Annotated in this window: 11 protein-coding genes; 3 read left to right on the forward strand and 8 right to left on the reverse strand. The window is 69.0% G+C overall.

Annotated features, from left to right (window positions below):
* The first annotated feature begins 99 nt into the window (after nt 1-99).
* Complete coding sequence (locus QRD43_RS11910) at nt 100-3,435, forward strand: TonB-dependent receptor (RefSeq protein WP_285982701.1); 3,336 nt, start codon at nt 100-102, stop codon at nt 3,433-3,435.
* A gap of 318 nt (nt 3,436-3,753) precedes the next feature.
* On the opposite strand, the gene QRD43_RS11915 is transcribed toward QRD43_RS11910, so the two are convergent.
* From QRD43_RS11915 to QRD43_RS11925, 3 genes are read right to left on the reverse strand one after another with little or no spacing between them, the layout of a single operon-like run.
* Nucleotides 3,754-4,524, reverse strand: coding sequence for a substrate-binding periplasmic protein (locus QRD43_RS11915; RefSeq protein ID WP_285982702.1), 771 nt, complete (start codon nt 4,522-4,524; stop codon nt 3,754-3,756).
* A complete protein-coding gene (ylqF, locus tag QRD43_RS11920; RefSeq protein ID WP_285982703.1) occupies nt 4,521-5,540 on the reverse strand; it encodes a ribosome biogenesis GTPase YlqF in 1,020 nt (339 codons plus the stop codon). Before ylqF ends, QRD43_RS11915 begins: the two co-directional genes overlap by 4 nt.
* A gap of 36 nt (nt 5,541-5,576) precedes the next feature.
* Nucleotides 5,577-8,321 (reverse strand): ATP-binding protein, encoded by a 2,745-nt coding sequence (locus QRD43_RS11925; RefSeq protein ID WP_285982704.1) that lies wholly within the window; start codon nt 8,319-8,321, stop codon nt 5,577-5,579.
* Nucleotides 8,322-8,917: 596 nt separating this feature from the next.
* On the opposite strand from QRD43_RS11925, the gene QRD43_RS11930 reads away from it, so the two are divergent.
* Nucleotides 8,918-10,747: a M4 family metallopeptidase gene (locus QRD43_RS11930; RefSeq protein WP_285982705.1), complete on the forward strand. Its 1,830-nt coding sequence runs from the start codon at nt 8,918-8,920 to the stop codon at nt 10,745-10,747.
* Between the two features lie 153 nt (nt 10,748-10,900).
* Here QRD43_RS11930 and QRD43_RS11935 read toward each other — a convergent pair whose 3' ends face one another.
* The 5 genes from QRD43_RS11935 to QRD43_RS11955 all read right to left on the reverse strand — a co-directional run bounded on the left by QRD43_RS11935 (nt 10,901) and on the right by QRD43_RS11955 (nt 15,943).
* Nucleotides 10,901-11,233 carry an energy transducer TonB gene (locus QRD43_RS11935; RefSeq protein ID WP_285982706.1) on the reverse strand — a complete coding sequence of 111 codons (333 nt, stop codon included), beginning with the start codon at nt 11,231-11,233 and terminating at the stop codon, nt 10,901-10,903.
* A gap of 64 nt (nt 11,234-11,297) precedes the next feature.
* Complete coding sequence (locus tag QRD43_RS11940) at nt 11,298-12,842, reverse strand: methyl-accepting chemotaxis protein (protein ID WP_285982707.1); 1,545 nt, start codon at nt 12,840-12,842, stop codon at nt 11,298-11,300.
* A 327-nt stretch (nt 12,843-13,169) separates the two neighbouring features.
* On the reverse strand, nt 13,170-14,519 hold the full coding sequence (locus tag QRD43_RS11945) for a c-type cytochrome (protein WP_285982708.1): 1,350 nt from the start codon (nt 14,517-14,519) through the stop codon (nt 13,170-13,172).
* Nucleotides 14,516-15,244: a c-type cytochrome gene (locus QRD43_RS11950; RefSeq protein ID WP_285982709.1), complete on the reverse strand. Its 729-nt coding sequence runs from the start codon at nt 15,242-15,244 to the stop codon at nt 14,516-14,518. The genes QRD43_RS11945 and QRD43_RS11950 overlap by 4 nt, the downstream gene beginning before the upstream one ends.
* On the reverse strand, nt 15,245-15,943 hold the full coding sequence (locus QRD43_RS11955; RefSeq protein WP_285982710.1) for a YggS family pyridoxal phosphate-dependent enzyme: 699 nt from the start codon (nt 15,941-15,943) through the stop codon (nt 15,245-15,247).
* 26 nt (nt 15,944-15,969) lie between these two features.
* Between QRD43_RS11955 and QRD43_RS11960 the strand changes: the two genes are divergently transcribed.
* Entirely contained in the window at nt 15,970-17,013 is a 1,044-nt protein-coding gene (locus QRD43_RS11960) for a type IV pilus twitching motility protein PilT (RefSeq protein WP_285982711.1), read from the forward strand.
* Nucleotides 17,014-17,072: the final 59 nt, after the last annotated feature.

A 17,072-nucleotide genomic window follows, 5' to 3' on the forward strand; every position in this document is an offset into this window, starting at 1 on the left:
GCGCTTGATCTGGTTTCTGTTGTGTGCACTTGACCCGCCGGGCTGGATGAGCTTGGGCGGGTTGTCGGTTTTTTCATTCTTCCTAGAGGAGTTGTCGGCATGAACGACTTGCATTGGTCTCGTTTTTCCCGCACGGCGCTGAGCGTCGCGGTGGCCATCGTGGCCGCCGCCCCGGCCCTGGCCCAGAACACCACCGCCGCCGTGGGTGGCCGCGTGACCTCGCCTGAGGGCAAGCCCGTGGCCGGCGCGACCGTCGTGCTCGTGCACACCGAGTCCGGCTCGACCAACACCCTCGTGACCGACGCCGAAGGCCGCTACTCGGCCCGCGGCCTGCGCGTGGGGGGCCCCTACGTCATCACCGTGACCAAGGGTGGCGACAGCAACCAGCGTCAGGGCGTCTTCCTGGCCCTGGCCGAGACCACGGCCATCGACCTGGTCGTCGGCCAGGCCCAGAACCAGCTGGCGCAGGTGACGATCTCCGGCTCGAGCAGCAAGATCAACTCCGCCACCATGGGCTCGGGCACGAACCTGACCGGTGCCGACCTGGCCCAGCAGTTCTCCATGCAGCGCAATCTGCAGGACTACGCCCGTCTGGACCCCCGCATCGCCCAGACCAACAAGGAGAACGGTGAGATCTCGGCCGCCGGCCAGAACAACCGCTTCAACTCCATCACGGTGGACGGCGTGTCGATCAGCGACACCTTCGGCCTGGAAGCCAACAACCTGCCGACGATGAAGCAGCCGGTCTCGATGGACGCCATCGATTCCGTGCAGATCAATCTGTCCAACTACGACGTGACCCAGAAGGGCTACACCGGCGCCAACGTGAACGCCGTGACCAAGTCGGGCACGAACACGTTCAAGGGCACCGCCACCTACGCGTACCGCGACCAGGACATGGCCGGCCGCCGCTGGAACCGTCCGCCGACCGACACCTTCACCCGCCTGACCCCCTTCAAGGAAAAGCTGTACGGCTTCACCCTGGGCGGCCCGATCATCAAGGACAAGCTGTTCTTCTTCACCGCGTACGAAGAGCAGCACAACACGATCTCTTCGCCCGCCTTCGGCCCGGCCGGCTCGACGAACGCCACCGCGGTGAACATCACCCAGGCCCAGATCGCCGAAGCCCAGAAGATCATGCAGGACGTCTACAAGGTGGACGCCGGCAGCCTGGACAACGTCAGCGGTATCGAGCTGAGCGTCAAGGACGTGCTGGTGAAGCTGGACTGGAACATCAGCGAGAAGCACCGCGCCAACGTCCGTTACACCAAGACCGAGCAGAACGAGCCGACGCTGCCGGGCTTCAGCAGCAACCAGCTGTCCCTGAGCTCCTACTGGTACCGTGAGCGCAAGACCATCGAGACGGTCATGGCGCAGCTGTTCAGCGACTGGACGGAAGACTTCTCGACCGAGCTGAAGATCTCGAACCGCGACTACGAGAAGGCCACGCTGAGCGACACCAACCTGCCGGCGATGTCCCTGGTCTGGACCAATGGCGGCAGCCGCACCCTGAACCTGGGTACCGAGCGCAGCCGTCACCTGAACAACCTGAAGACCAAGACGCTGGACGGCTACTTCGCCGGCAACCTGTTCGTGGGCGACCACGAGATCAAGGGCGGCGCCGACCTCTCCCGCAACGAGATCTACAACGTCTTCCTGCAGGACACCCGCGGCAACTACACCTTCTCCGGCAACGGCGCTCCGGGCACGGCCAACGACCCGCTGACGATGCTGCGCAACGGCATCCCGTCGTCCTACTCGGTGCAGCTGCCCTTCCCGGGCAAGTCGCTCGATGACTCGATCGCCAACTGGACGCTGACCAACGTCGGCTTCTTCCTCCAGGACACCTGGAAGATCAACAAGAAGCTGAACATCACCGCCGGCATCCGCGTCGACGAAGTCAAGACGGATGACCGCCCGGTGGCCAACGCCGCCGCTGCGCTGCCCGTCATCCCGGGCAACCCGACCACCAACGTGCGCCAGACCGGCGGCTTCGGCCTGGACAACACGGCCAACGTCGACGGCCAGCGGCTGGTGCAGCCCCGCCTGGGCTTCAACTACCAGCTGGACACCGTGGATCAGCGCAAGTCGCAGATCCGGGGTGGTGTGGGCCTGTTCCAGGGCGCTGCCGCCAACGTGTGGCTGACCAACCCGTACCAGAACGTGGGCGCCACCGCCGTCTACAACTGCGGTACCGGCACCACGCCCTGCCCGACGGGCCTGCGCTTCAGCGCCGACGGCTCGAACCAGCCGTCGCTGACCGGCACGCCCCAGGCCAACGTCGACTTCGTCGAGAAGGGCCTGTCGCAGCCGTCCGTGTGGAAGCTCAACCTGGCCTGGGACGGCCAGCTGCCCTGGTACGGCCTCGAGGCCGGCGTGGAATGGCTGCACACCAAGGTCAAGCAGGGCCTGTACTACCAGCACCTGAACCTGGGCACGGTGACCGCCTACGCTCCGGACGGTCGCGAGATGTACTGGAACGCCGCGGGCCGCAGCGAAGCCTGCTGGACCGCCGGCACGGAAGCCGTGAACTCGGCTTGCGGTTCGCGCTTCAAGGCTCTGGCCAACTCCGCGTACAACAACGTGCTGCTGGCGTCGTCGACCAACAAGGGTGACGGCGACACGCTGACGCTGCAACTCTCGCAGCGCGTGAACGCCAACCTGCGCTGGCAGCTGGCCTACACCCGCACGGCCGCCACCGAAGTCAGCCCGCTGGCCTCGTCGGTGTCGAGCTCGAGCTGGAACAACCGCGCCAACTTCAATCCCAACGAAGACGTCGCCGCCAACTCGCAGTACCTGATCCGCGACCGCATCAGCGCCGCCGTGAACTTCAGCAAGGCCTTTGTCGACAACTACAAGACCACGCTGGGCGTGTTCTATGAAGGTCGTGCCGGCAAGCCCTACAGCTGGGTCTACCGCAATGACATGAACGGTGACGGCCGCTCGCGCAACGACCTGATGTACATCCCGACCGCCCCGGGCTCCGGCGAAGTGCTGTTCCGCCTGCCGGGTCAGACCGTGGCCGCCTCGGGCGCCGCAGCCGAAGCCGCGTTCTGGGACATCGTCAACGGCGACAAGGCCCTGCGCAACGCCAAGGGCGGTGTCGTGGGTCGCAACTCCGCCTTCGCTCCCTGGGTCAACAACTTCGATCTGCGCCTGTCGCAGGAAGTGCGCGGCTTCACCCGCGGTGGCAAGGGCGTGATCACGCTGGACATCATGAACGTCGGCAACCTGCTGAACCGTCGCTGGGGCCAGATCTCCGAAGCTGGGTTCCCCTCGACCCGCAGCTTCGTGAACTTCGCCGGCATCACGCCGGACGGCAAGATGGTCTACGCCGTCTCGACGCCGGATCCGCTGGTCACCCCGACCGACGCCGCCGGCCGCACCCGCCTGGCACAGTGGGGCATGAACCTCACCGCCAAGTACGAGTTCTGATCCTGCAGGGGCCGGCGCCCGCCGGCCTCGCCCGCATCAGCAGGGCCGCACCTCGCGAGGGGGCGGCCCTTTTTCATGGGTGCTCGTCTCAGGGCGCGGGGAACTTGGGCATGCCGAGCGAACGGATGGCGGCGTCCAGGGCCTGCGTCGTCGCGTCGGGCGTCTTCCTGCTGCACAGCAGTGGCGCTGACCCTGGGGCATGAGCCTCGGCGCCAAGGACGAGTTCTGATCCTGCAGGGACCGGCGCCAGCCGGCCTCGCCTGCATCAGCAGGGCCGCACCTCGCGAGGGAGGCGGCCCTTTCTCATGGGCGCTCGTCTCAGGGCGCGGGGGACTTGGGCATGCCGAGCGAACGGATGGCGGCGTCCAGGGCCTGCATCGTCGCGTCGGACGTCTTCTTGCTGCACATCATGTGGCGCTGCAGCCCGGCGGGCATGTCGGGGAAGCTCAGCGAGCTGAGCTGCCGGCTGACCTCGCCATGCCGCGCGAGCCAGAGGTAGTCCTCGCGGTCCATGAACATGTAGTCCGCGCGGCCGGCCCCCAGCATGCGCGTGAGCTGCACCGGCGTGACCGTCGCGCGCAGCGGGGCGGGCGTCTGCCGGCGGATGAGCCCGTCGAGCTCCCCGCCGTAGGAAATGCCGTCCACGACGGCCATGCGCAGGCTCGCGTCGGCCAGGAGGCTGGCGAGGCTGCGATGGGCACGCACGGCGGCGGCCGACCGCGGCCCGACCAGCACGACATGCGGCACGTCCTGGGACATCGGCAGACTGAAGCGTGCATACAGCTCGCGTTCGGGCAGACGGTACCAGCCCGGGGAGCACAGCGGCCGCTCATTGGCCTGCAGCTCCAGCTGGATGCGCTTGAGCGGGGCCTCCTCCATCTGCACGGCGAGACCCGCGGCGGTCAGCACGGCCCGGGACTGCTCGATCAGCAGGCCCTTGGGCTGTCGATCCTCGGTGTAGGAGTAGGGCGGCTTGTCACGGTAGAGCAGCAGCAGCGGGCGATCCTCCTGCGCCTGGGCGCCGCCGGGCAAGCCGCCAGCCAGGGCCAGGCACAGGCTGGCTGCAGCGAGGCGACGTGAGGCGTTCATGCGTCCTCCGCGTCCTCGTCGACATCGTCGACGTCAGCGTCCCCGTCGGCCGCCTCGGCATGGCGGTCCGCATCCCAGCTGTCGCGGCTGGACCGGCCCTTGCGCTGCGCCTTCTTCTCCTTGAGCAGGCGCTCGCGCTCGGCGTCCGCCACGGCGGCCGCGGCGGACCAGGCCTGGAACTCGTCCGGCGTCTCCAGGCTGATGCGGCCCAGCACGCCCTGGCGGAAGTCGTACATCAGGATCTCGGCGGCCTTCTGCATGTTCACGCGCCCGCCGCTCAGCACGGCCCCGCGCTTGCGGCCGATGGCCTCGAGCAGCCGATCGTCCTTGAGCGTCTCGAAGGCGCCCTCGAGCTTGTAGCGGGCCTGCAGCAGGGGCGCGTAGTTCACCCGCAGGTAGTCCAGCAGCTCGAGCGCGACCTCCTCCTCATCCAGGGCGTTGCGGCCCACGGCGCCACTGGCGGCGAGGTTGTAGCCACTCTCGGGGATGTGGATGCGCGGCCAGAGCATGCCCGGGGTGTCGAAGAGGTAGGCGTCCTGCGCCAGCACGATCTTCTGCTCGACCTTCGTGATGCCCGGCTCGTCACCCGTCTTGGCGGACTTCTTGCCCACCAGCGTGTTGATCAGCGTGGACTTGCCCACATTGGGGATGCCGCAGATGAGGATGCGCAGCGGCTTGCTCATCCCGCCGCGCAGCGGCGCGAGCTCGCGACAGGCGGTCACGAGGGCCTTGGCGGGCGCCTTGTTGCCGGCGTCCAGCGGCAGGGCGCGAGTGCCGGGCAGGGCGTTGTAGTGGTCCAGCCATCGCTGCGTGCGGTCGGGATCGGCCAGGTCCTGCTTGTTGAGCAGCTTGAGGCTGGGCTTGCCGTCGGTCAGCGAGGCCAGCAGCGGGTTGGCGCTGGAGCCCGGCAGACGGGCATCGAGGAGCTCGATGACCACATCGATGCCCTGCTTCATGCGCTCCTTGATTGCCTTGCGGGTCGCATGCATGTGACCCGGGAACCATTGGATGGCCATGCTCTGGATTCTTTCGTGTGTCGCGGTACTGGGCCGCTATTGTCCCGTAGCCGGACCCTCGGCGGCGCGGTGCAGGGGCGCCTCGCCTTCCTGCTCGCGCTGCGGGGCCCGCCGGGGCAGGTCCAGGGTGAAGCAGGTGCCGCGGCCCGGGCTGCTGTGCACGCGCAGGCGACCACCGAAGAGCTGCTCGACGATGTTGTAGCTGATGGACAGCCCCAGGCCCGTGCCCCCGCGCCCGAGCTTGGTCGTGAAGAAGGGCTCGAAGACGCGGTGCAGCAGCTCCGGGGGGATGCCCGCGCCGTCGTCGGCGAACTCCAGCTCGAGCCAGCCGGGATCCGTGGCGCGCGCGCGGACGGTCATCAGCCCCTCGCGCGAGCTGCCCTCGAAGGCATGGAGCAGCGCGTTGTTGATGAAGTTGCTGAGCACCTGGCCCAGCGGCCCGGGGTAGCCGTCGATCTCGAGGCCGGACGGGATGTCGATCTCCACGCGGTGGCCGGCCTTGCGCACCACGCCCATCATCGTGGCCACGATGTCGGTGACGGTCTGGGCCAGGTCGAACACGCGGCGCTGCTCGCTGGTGCGGTCCACCGCCACCTGCTTGAAGCTCGCGACGAGGCCGGCGGCCGTCTGCAGGCCGCGATGGATCAGCTGCGCCGCCTGGCGGGCTTCGTCGAGGTAGCGGACGAGGCTGCTGCGGCGCAATGCATTGGCCGCCATGGACGACTCGATCTCGTCGGTCTTGTTCAGCAGCGTGCCGGCCATCAACAGCGAGTTGCCGATGGGCGTGTTGAGCTCGTGCGCGACGCCGGCCACGAGCGCGCCCAGCGCGGCGAGCTTTTCCTGGGCGGCGAGCTGCTTCTGCGCGTCGCCCAGGTCGCTGTAGGCGCGGGCGTTGTCCAGCGCGATGGCGGTGTAGGCGCTCAGGGTGCGAAAGACCAGGCGCTCCATCTCGCCATAGGCATTCTGCTGAGGCGACTGGATGGTCATCACGCCGAGCACGCGCTCGCCGACGGTCAGCGGGGCGAAGAGGGCGCTGAGGGTGCGCATCGTGCCGGGCACCTGGCTCGGGTCGGAGCCGTCCGGGGCCAGCGACACCAGCAGCTCCCGCCGCTCCCGCAGCGCGCGGGCGGCGTTGCTCTCCTCGGCGTCGAGGCGGATGCGGTGCGGCGGCAGGTGCTCGCCATGCTCGACGTCGAACACCGAGCTCATCGTGAGGCCGTCCGCGTCGATCAGGTAGACGGCGAAGCTGCGCGCGTCCAGCAGCGCGTGCACATGGCGCTCCAGCACGGCGAACACCGAGGGCGCGTCGAGCTTGGTCGTGATCTCCTGGCCGATGGCCCCCAGGCGGGCGAGCGTGCTGCTCGTCTGCTGTGCCAGCTCCGCCCGACGCGCCTCGGCGCCCGCCAGCGCGCGGTGGTGCGCGGACTCGGCCCGCTCGCTCTCGGTCATGTGGCGCAGCTGCATGGCCAGCATGCGGCCGGTGACGTCCTGGCCATGCATGCGCTGGCGCAGCGTGCTGGCCTCCACGGCGGCCTGGTAGGCGAGCTCGAAGCGACCGAGGTCGGCGTTGGTCCGCGCCTGCAGCTGCAGCAGCTCGATGGGCGGAGCGTAGTGCTGGATGGCCGAGGCGGCCGACAGGGCCCGCTCCAGGTGCCGGGCGGCCAGCGCGAGGTGCTCCTCGCCGGGCTGCTGGCGATGGCGCTTGCGGGCGATCCGGGCCAGCAGGAGGTGAGCCAGGACTTGCTGGTCGCCCACCTGCTGCTGGCAGGCGTCGTCCAGGCAGGACTGCGCGACCTGCTGGGCCTCGTCGAGCCGGTCCAGCCGCATGAGGGCCAGCGCGCGGCTGCGGCGCAGGTCCATGGCGAGGTCCCGGGCCTGCGCGGCTTCCGCGCGCGCCTGAAGGGCATCGAGCCGTTCGAGGGCCTCGGCATACTGCTGCTGGTCCACGGCCAGCTCGGCCCGGTAGCGCAGGGCGATGGCGTAGTAGCGCGAGGCCTGCAGCGGGCGCAGCGTCTGTTCGGCCTCCTCCAGGCGCTGCTGCGCGAGGTCCAGGCGCCCGAGGTGGCGCAGGGCCTCGCCGACCTGGCTCTGGCAGCTGCCGACGGCGCTGGGCCAGCCCGTGGGCAGCGCAAGGTCCAGCGCGCGCTGCACCCACTCGAGCGCGGCGTCGTGGTCGTTGAGGCTGGTGAAGGCGTTGCCGATGTTGCCGGCCGCGATGATGGCCAGGTGCAGCTGCCCGCTGGCCAGCGCCAGCTGGTGGCAACGTACATAGGCTTCGATTGCCTGGGCATAGTCGCCCTGGCGGAAGGCCCGCGTGGCCCGCAGCTGCTGCAGCGCGGACTGGACGTAGAGCGGCCAGTGGGCCCCCTCGGGGCCCTCGCCGCCGACATCGTCCTCGGGCGCCTGACCGCGCAGCACCTGCAGGCGGGCCAGGACGGCGCGGTAGAAGGTCTCGCGCGCCGGCTCGGCCGCCAGGGCCGCACACTGGGCGGCCTGGCGCAGGCACTCGTCACGTTCCGCGAAGTTGCCGGCGCCGGTGGCGATGGCGGCCCGCACGCCGTGAAGATCCGCGGCCAGCACCGGGCTCGGCGCGGCCTCGGGCGCCAGCCCGGCGATGAGCGCAGACGCCTCCGCCAGGTGGGCCTGCAGGCGCATCAGGTCAGCCTGGGTCAGCAGGGACAGCCAGCGCGCCTGGGGGCTCAGGGCTTTCCCGCTCCTCTCGCTTTCCCGCGTGGCGATGGCAAGACATTCGGCGGCATGGCGGCTGTCTCGCTCCCGCAACTGCCATGCAAGCTGGACGCAAGTGGACGTTTCTGTCGGCAACAGATGCAAGACGCCGTGCGCGTACCAGGCCTGCAAGGCGTCGTCTGTGTCGTACAGCGGTTGGACGTCACCGGACATTGCAAGCGAAACCGGGGAGCTGCGAAGACCCGCATCTTGCCTCACTCTGCCCTCGCAAGAGCGCGTCAGCGCCGGGCTTTTGCAACGCCTCGCCCCGGGGCGGTGATCTTTGGCGAATCGAGGTTGCCGTGGCCGCCACTCGCCCGTTTGTGCGATTCGCGTTTCGAAGCCTCTGCGGCAAGCGGGGGAAATATGGATGTCAGAACTGACAGGTAGGCGACCAAATAGCGGTGGCTAGCATCCGTTCCCACCTGCTAGGCACGGCTGTTGGAGGTATTGCGGTCGCGTGGAGCCAGGGCGCCGACAGGCGCATGGATGCGAGCCTTTCCGATGGAGGGCACGTGGTCCGGGACTTGTCGGCAGGGCTGGGCGTCGCCACCCGGACGCTCACGTCGACGAGGACCGGTCGCCGGCCCCACCGGGCCAGACCGGACGAAATGGGGAAAACCCCAAACAACAAGCAAAGAGAGAGCAAGATGAGCAAGCAAATGAAGACCGCGCTGAAGAGCGCCTTTGCCCTGGCTGCCGTCACGATGGCCGTGCAGGCCCTGGCCGCCAACCGCGAAGAGCTGGACCTGCAGGTCAGCAACGGCGCCCAGAATGCGCTGAAGGCCTCCAGCAATGGCCAATCCAACGCCGCCGCCGCCCTCGGCCTGGCTTCCGACGAGCTGAAGACCGTCACCAGCAAGACCTACGCCAGCGGCCGCGTGGTGACCCGTCACCAGCAGATGTTCCAGGGCGTGCCCGTCTGGGGCGAGGCGATCGTCGAGCACAACGACGGCCCCACCAGCAGCTTCTCCGGTGCCCGCATCCGCGGCATCACCGATGACCTGGCCCACAGCCGCCCGAACCTGAGCCAGAGCTCGGCCCTGACCCTGGTCAAGGCCAAGGAAGGCGCCTTCCGCACCGAGAACGACAGCGCCAAGCTGTACGTCAAGCTCGACGACAGCGGCAAGGCCCGTCTGGTCTACCACGTCAGCTTCCTGACCGGCCACTCGATCGGCAAGCCCGAGCGTCCCAACTACCTGGTCGACGCCAACACCGGTGAAGTGCTGCAGCAGTGGGAAGGCATCCACCACGCCAACGGCACGGGCCCTGGCGGCAATGCCAAGACCGGCCAGTACGAGTACGGCACCACCGCCGGCAAGGGCTACCTGAACGTGACCCAGAGCGGCTCCACCTGCGCGCTGGACAGCACCAACGTGGCCACCATCAACCTGAACGGCGGCACCTCGGGCTCCACCCCGCACAGCTTCACCTGCCCCCGCAACACGGTGAAGGCCATCAACGGCGCCTACTCGCCGATGAACGACGCCCACTACTTCGGCAACGTCATCTTCAACATGTACCAGGACTGGCTGGGCGTTCGCCCCATCAGCCAGAAGCTGCTGATGAAGGTGCACTACAGCAGCAGCTACGAGAACGCCTTCTGGGACGGCTCCGCCATGCACTTCGGTGACGGCGCCTCGACCTTCTACCCGCTGGTCTCCCTGGACGTCGCCTCGCACGAAATCAGCCACGGCTTCACCGAGCAGAACTCGGGCCTGGTGTACTCCGGCATGTCCGGTGGCATGAACGAAGCCTTCTCCGACATGGCCGGTGAAGCGGCCGAGTACTACATGAAGGGCTCGAACGACTGGCTGGTCGGCTACGAAATCTTCAAGGGATCCGGCGCCCTGCGTTACATGGACAACCCGACCAAGGACGGCCGTTCCATCGACAACGCCAGCAAGTACACCAGCAGCCTGGACGTGCATTACAGCTCGGGCGTGTACAACAAGGCCTTCTACAACCTGGCCACCAAGGCTGGCTGGAACACCCGCAAGGCCTTCGAAGTCTTCGCTGACGCCAACCGCCTGTACTGGACGGCCAACAGCACCTTCAACGCCGGCGCCTGCGGTGTCGAGAAGGCTGCCACCAGCCGCGGCTACACCACGGCCGACGTCACCGCCGCCTTCTCGGCTGTGGGCGTGAGCTGCTCCGGCACCGGCACCACCGCCACCCCGCTGACCAACGGCGTGACCGTGAGCGGCATCAGCCTGGCCACCGGCGCCTCGAAGCTGTACAGCATCGTGGTGCCGTCGGGCAAGGCCAGCCTGACGATCAAGCTGTCGGGCGGCACGGGTGATGGCGACATCTACGCCCGCATGACCACCGCTCCCACGACGACCTCGTACACCAAGAAGTCGGACGGCAGCACCAACACCGAGACGATCACCTTCACGTCGCCGGCCGCGGGCACCTACTACATCCTGGTCAACGCCTACTCCACCGTGAGCAGCACCAGCCTGAAGGCCACGTACTGATCGACCCTCGATCCCTACGCGGAATGAAGACGCCGGGCGAAAGCCCGGCGTTTTTTCTTGTGGGCGCCGCCCATGGGCCCATGGAAAAGGCCCTCGATCACTCGAGGGCCTGTGGCCGTTCAGGGGTGCCGGAGGGCGACCCGCGGCACAAACTCAGTCGTCGTTCTTGAACACCAGCTTGACTTCGTGGGTCTGCTTCTCGGTGCCGGCTTCGAAGCGCCAGTCCATCAGGGCGGTCGTCACGGCGCGGTCGAACACGCGGCGCGGCTCGGACTCGACGATGTCCACGCCGGACACCTTGCCATCGGCCTCGATGCTCAGCTTGGCCTTCACGGTGCCGGCGCTGATGCCCTTCTGTGCGGCCTCGCGCGGGAACTCCGGCGCCACCTTCTTGATGAGCTTGGGCGTGGCTTGGGCGCCGAAGGCCAGCAGCAGGGCGGCGGCGGCGGGCAGGAACTTGGCGGCAAGGAGGGAAGTCTTCTTCATGGGAGTCTCTGGAGGGCTACTGCTGGGAAAGAGGGAGGGGATGCGTGGATCGGGCGCCGGGACGTCAGGCCCGGAAGAAGCCCACCGCGTCGAGCAGACGGCTCGAGCTGTCGCGCAGGGCTTCGGTCGAGCGGCTGAGCTCGTCGACCAGCGTGGTGTTCTGCTGGGTGGCACGGTCCAGCTCGTTCATGGCCCCGTTGACCACGCCGACGCCGGCCGCCTGCTCCTGGGCCGAATGCGAGATTTCCTCGATCAGCTGGCCCATGTTGTTGACCTCGTCCACGACGCTGCGGATGGTGGCGCCCGCGTTGTTGACCAGGGCGGTGCCGTTCTCGACCTTCACGGACGATTCCTGGATCAGCACCTTGATCTCCTTGGCCGCCTGCGCGCTGCGCGAGGCCAGGGCGCGGACCTCCGAGGCCACGACGGCGAAGCCCTTGCCGTGGTCCCCGGCGCGGGCCGCTTCCACGGCGGCGTTCAGGGCGAGGATGTTGGTCTGGAAGGCGATGCCGTCGATCACGCCGATGATGTCGCCGATCTTGCGCGAGCTCGTGCTGATCTCTTCCATCGTCGAGACCACCTGGGCCACGACCTGGCCGCCGGCCGAGGCCGACTGGCGGGCCTTGCCGGCGATGCCGGCCGCCTTGCGGGTCAGCTCGCTGGCGCCGGTGAGGTTGGCGGCGATCTGCTCGACCGAGGCCGCCGTGTTCTGCAGGCTGGCCGCCGAGCGCGCCGTGCGGTCCGACAGATTGCTGTTGCTGTTGGCGATGGCGCCGGAGTTGTGCGCCACTTCGCCCGCCGCCTGCGACACGCTGTTCACCACGCCCGACAGCGCATCCTGCATGTCCTTCATCGCGTGAAGCATCTGGCCCAGCTCATCCTGGCCGCTGGCCTGGATGCGATGCGACAGGTCGCCCGAGCTGATGGCCAGCGCGGCGTCCTTGGCCTGGCGGGCCGGCACGATGATGGAGCGTGAGATGGCCACGCCACCGCCGCCGCCGATCAGCACGGCCACGACCACCAGACCCATCGTGATGGCGACCGAGCGGCTGGCCAGCGTCGAGCCGGACTCGGCCAGCTCGCGGGCGCTCTCGAACTTCGACTCGACCAGGCGCTTGAGGCTTTCCTGGTAGGCCTGCTGCGCCGGGCGCACATCGGTGATCAGGCTTTCGCGGGCTTCGTCCGGGCTGCCGTCAGCCTGGATCTTGAGGAACTTGCTCACCGAGGCCATGAACTTGCCCTGGCGCTCCTGCACCTGGCCCACGATGTCCTTTTCCTTGTCGTCATCGACCAGGCCCTGCAGCTCGCCCAGGTGCTTGTCCAGCTCCTGCATGGCGCCATCGATGGCGGCCTTCTGCTTCTTGATCTGCCGCGCCTCGTCCAGCAGCAGCAGGTCGCGCGAGGCGCGGGCGATGACGTTGACGTCGCCTTCCAGCGCGTTGGCGGTGGCGATCTTGACCAGGCTGGAATTCGCGGTGCGGTCCAGATCCTTGGCCAGGTGGTTGGCATTGGCGGCGCCGTAGGCACCGATGGCCATCAGCAGCAGGATCAGCAGGGCATAGCTCACGGCCAGACGCTGACCGATGCGCATGTGAGACAGGAATTGCATCAGGGAACCTCAGGAAACTTCGATCCGGACCCAGCTCTGCACGTGCGCTCTCGGGCGGCGCGACGCGCGGCTCCGAACGAATTCGGAGCGTGGCGCGGCCGCCGTGTCGGGATTGCCCCGCTGGAGTCAACCGCGCGGTGTGACAGAAGTCTCGGTCGCCGCGCCCCGGCCCCTCAGGTGCAGGGTGGACGGGAAACGGCAGCGCGAAGTGTCTTCGCTGAGCCGCGCTTTGGCACACGTCAAGCGGGCGGCGGCGTGAACGAATCCGCGGCAAACCAGTGCAATGCCAGCTTGGCGTCAGGGAGCCCGGGCCGGCGAGTCAGCCTGCTAGGGGTTTATGCCCGTGTCGTTCGTCAGGGACTGGACCTGGCGGGCGCTCAGGGCGCCGCCTGGCTGCCCCCAGCTGGTGCGCACATGGCTCAGCAGGGCGGCGAGTTGCTCGGCATTGAAGGTCCCGGCGAAGGGCGGCATGCCGAAGGGGCGGGGGTGCTGCGGCGTGGCCGGCGCGAAGCCGCCCTGCTGCACGATGCGCACGAGGTTGATCGCCGAGGGCTGCAACACCACGCGGCTGCCCTTGAGCGGCGGGTACACGCCCGGCCGCCCTTCGCCGCCGGCACCGTGGCAGGCTTGGCAGTGCGTCTCGTACAGCCGGGCACCGAGGAGCGCCTGCCCGGGCGCGGTGTCCGGGGGGCGTGCCGGCGACAGGGGCGATGCCTTGGCCGGTGTCTCGTGGGGCGCGCCCTCGGTCGGCAGCGCGCGGAGGTAGCGGGCCATGGCCTCGGCGTCGGCCTCGCTCAGGTGCCGCGTGCTGCCGACGATCACCTCGGCCATCGGCCCCTGGGCCACGCCCCGCTCTGACACCCCCTGGCGCAGCCAGGCCGCGGCCTCGGCCATCGTCCAGTCCTGCATGCCGGCCTCGGCGGGCCGGTGCAGCGAAGGCGCTTCCCAGCCCAGCCCGCGCAGCAGGCTGCCGTCGAAGCGGTCGCGGGCCTGCGGGCCGCCCAGCGCGTTGCGGCTGCTGTGACAGGCATTGCAGTGCGCCACACCCTGGGTGAGGTAGGCGCCACGGTTCCAGGCGGCGTCCTGCCGGGGATCCGGCTCGAAGCTGGCGGGTCGGAAGAAGAGCGCGCGCCAGGCGGCCAGGGCCCAGGCGCTGCCGTAGGGCCAGGGCAGCGTCTGGGGGCGCGGGGGCTGATGGACGGCCGGCTGCGACTGCAGATGGCTGAAGAGCGCATCGCTGTCCGCGCGGCTCAGCAGCGTGTAGCTGGTGTATGGGAAGGCCGGGCTCAGCAGGCGACCATCGCGGCTGCGGCCTTCGTGCAGCGCGCGCCAGAAGTCGTCCGCCGTCCAGCGGCCCAGGCCGGTGGCTGCATCGGGCGTCAGGTTGCCGCTGTAGACCGCGCCGAACGGGGTCGGGATCGCGCGTCCGCCGGCGAGAGGCGCACCGCCGGGCGCGGTGTGGCAGCCGGCGCAGTTGCCCACACGGGCCAGGTAGGCGCCCCGCGCCTGCAGCTCGGCCGTCGGGCGCGCCGGCGGTGCGGGCGGCAGGGGCCCCGGGCGGTTGACCCACAGGACCCACCCAGCAAGACCTGACCCTGCCAGCGCCACGCCCAACACCAGGCGCAACACCAGGCCGGGCGCGAGGCTTCGCAGGCGCTTCGCCGCGCGGCCCGTCACGGCAGCACCCCGCAGCGCATCGGCAGGCGTTCGGGCGAGGCCGGCTCCGGCCGGGCGCCCGCGGGTACGGGCTGCGAGGCGAGCCAGTCCGCCATCACGCGAATGTCCTGCGGGTCCAGCTTGCGGGCGACGTCGGCCATGCAGTCCGGCGCGACCGAGCGACGTTCGCCCTGGCGCCAGGCGGCCAGTTGCGCCAGCAGGTAGTCGCGCGGCAGGCCGAGGAGACCGGGCACGCCGGGCTGACGGCCGAGCAGCGTCGCGCCATGGCATTGCTGGCAGGCCGGCAGCCCGCGGGCGGGATCGCCCTGGCGCACGAGCCCCTGCGCGCGGTTCAGTTCCGCAGGCGGGAGGGCCACCGCCTGCGGCGGCGGATGCGGCAGGTCGAGGCTCGCGAAATGCCGGGCGATGTCCTGCAGGTAGTCGTCGCTGAGCGGCGCCAGCAGCGTGTTCATCGGCCCGTACTGCCGCCGCCCGTCGCGGAAGCTCAGCAGCTGCTGGTAGAGATAGCCCGCCGGCTTGCCGGCCAGGCGCGGGTAGTAGCCGTCGCGCGCGGCGCGGCCCTGCGCCCCGTGGCAACCGGTGCAGGCGAGGACGCGCTGGGCCATGGTGTCTTCAAAGGGCGGTGGCGCCACGTCCGCGGCCCGGCTGCCAAGGGCGAAGGCTCCCAGCGCGATGGCGGCCAGCAGGGGCCGCCAGCCGACACGGCGCAGCGGGCGCGTCTGCATTCAGGCCTTGGCCGGCCGCGAGCCGAAGATGGCCGAGCCGACGCGCACCAGGGTCGCGCCCTCCAGCACGGCCGCCTCCAGGTCGGCGCTCATGCCCATGCTGAGGGTGTCGAGCGCGAGGCCTTGATCGCGCAGACCTTGCAGCAGCTGTGCGAGCTGCCGGTGGGGCAGGCGCTGGGCCTCCAGGTCCTGCGCGGGTTCCGGGATGGCCATCAGCCCGCGCAGGCGCAGGCGCGGCAGGGCGGCGACCTGCGTGGCGAGCGCCGGCACATCCGCCGGCGCCACGCCGCTCTTGCTGGCTTCGCCGCTGATGTTGACCTGCAGGCAGACCTGCAGGGGCGCGAGCCTCTCGGGACGCTGCTCGGACAGGCGTTGGGCGATCTTCAGGCGGTCCACCGTGTGCACCCAGTCGAAGGCCTCGGCCACCACGCGGGTCTTGTTGCTCTGCAGGGGCCCGATCAGGTGCCACTCGATGCCGGCGCGCAGGTCGGCCAGCGCGGCGATCTTGTCGAGGGCCTCCTGCACGTAGTTCTCGCCGAAGGCGCGTTCGCCGGCCGCATGGGCCTCGCGCACGGCCGCCGCCTCGAAGGTCTTGCTCACCACCAGCAGGCGGGCCGACGCCGGCTCGCGGCCGGCCTTCGTGCAAGCGTTAACAAGCCGCCGGTGCACTTCTTGAATGTTCTCTTTGATCGTCGCCATAATGGCCTACGCTATTCGCCCACACCATGGACATCACACAACTGCTGGCATTCTCGGTCAAGAACAAGGCCTCCGACCTTCACCTCTCCGCCGGGCTGCCGCCCATGATCCGGGTGCACGGGGATGTGCGACGGATCAACGTCGAGGCGCTGGAGCACCGCCAGGTGCACGACATGGTGTACGACATCATGAACGACGCCCAGCGCAAGAACTACGAAGAGACGCTGGAGTGCGACTTCTCCTTCGAGATCCAGGGCCTGGCCCGCTTCCGGGTCAATGCGTTCAACCAGAACCGCGGCGCCGGCGCCGTGTTCCGGACCATTCCGTCCAAGATCCTGACGCTCGAGCAGCTCAACGCGCCCAAGGTCTTCGCCGACCTGGCCCTGAAGCCGCGCGGCCTGGTGCTGGTGACGGGCCCGACGGGCTCGGGCAAGTCGACCACGCTGGCCGGCATGGTCAACCACCTCAACGAGAACGAGTACGGCCACATCCTGACCATCGAGGACCCGATCGAATTCGTGCACGAGTCCAAGAAGTGCCTGGTCAACCAGCGTGAGGTCGGCCCGCACACCATGAGCTTCTCCAACGCCCTGCGCTCGGCGCTGCGGGAGGATCCGGATGCCGTGCTGGTGGGCGAAATGCGGGACCTGGAAACCATCCGCCTGGCGCTGACCGCAGCCGAGACGGGCCACCTGGTCTTCGGCACGCTGCACACGAGCTCGGCCGCCAAGACCATCGACCGTATCGTCGACGTCTTCCCCGCGGCCGAAAAGGAAATGGTGCGGGCCATGGTCTCGGAGTCGCTCGTCGCGGTGATCTCCCAGACGCTGTGCAAGCTCAAGGACGGCAGCGGCCGCGTGGCGGCGCACGAGATCATGCTGGGCACCTCCGCCGTGCGCAACCTGATCCGGGAGAACAAGGTCGCGCAGATGTACTCCGCCATCCAGACCGGCAATTCCCAGGGCATGCAGACGCTGGACCAGAACCTCACCGAGCTGGTGCGCCGCAATGTCATCTCGCCGGCCGAGGCTCGGGCCAAGGCCAAGTTCCCCGAGAACTTCCCCGGCTGACCGGGCACTCCCGCGCGGGGTGGCGTGTCGCCGGCACGAGACATTCCGTCACCCCTGCG

The organism is Roseateles subflavus, from assembly GCF_030285365.1.
GTDB classification, from domain to species: Bacteria; Pseudomonadota; Gammaproteobacteria; order Burkholderiales; family Burkholderiaceae_C; genus Roseateles_B; species Roseateles_B subflavus.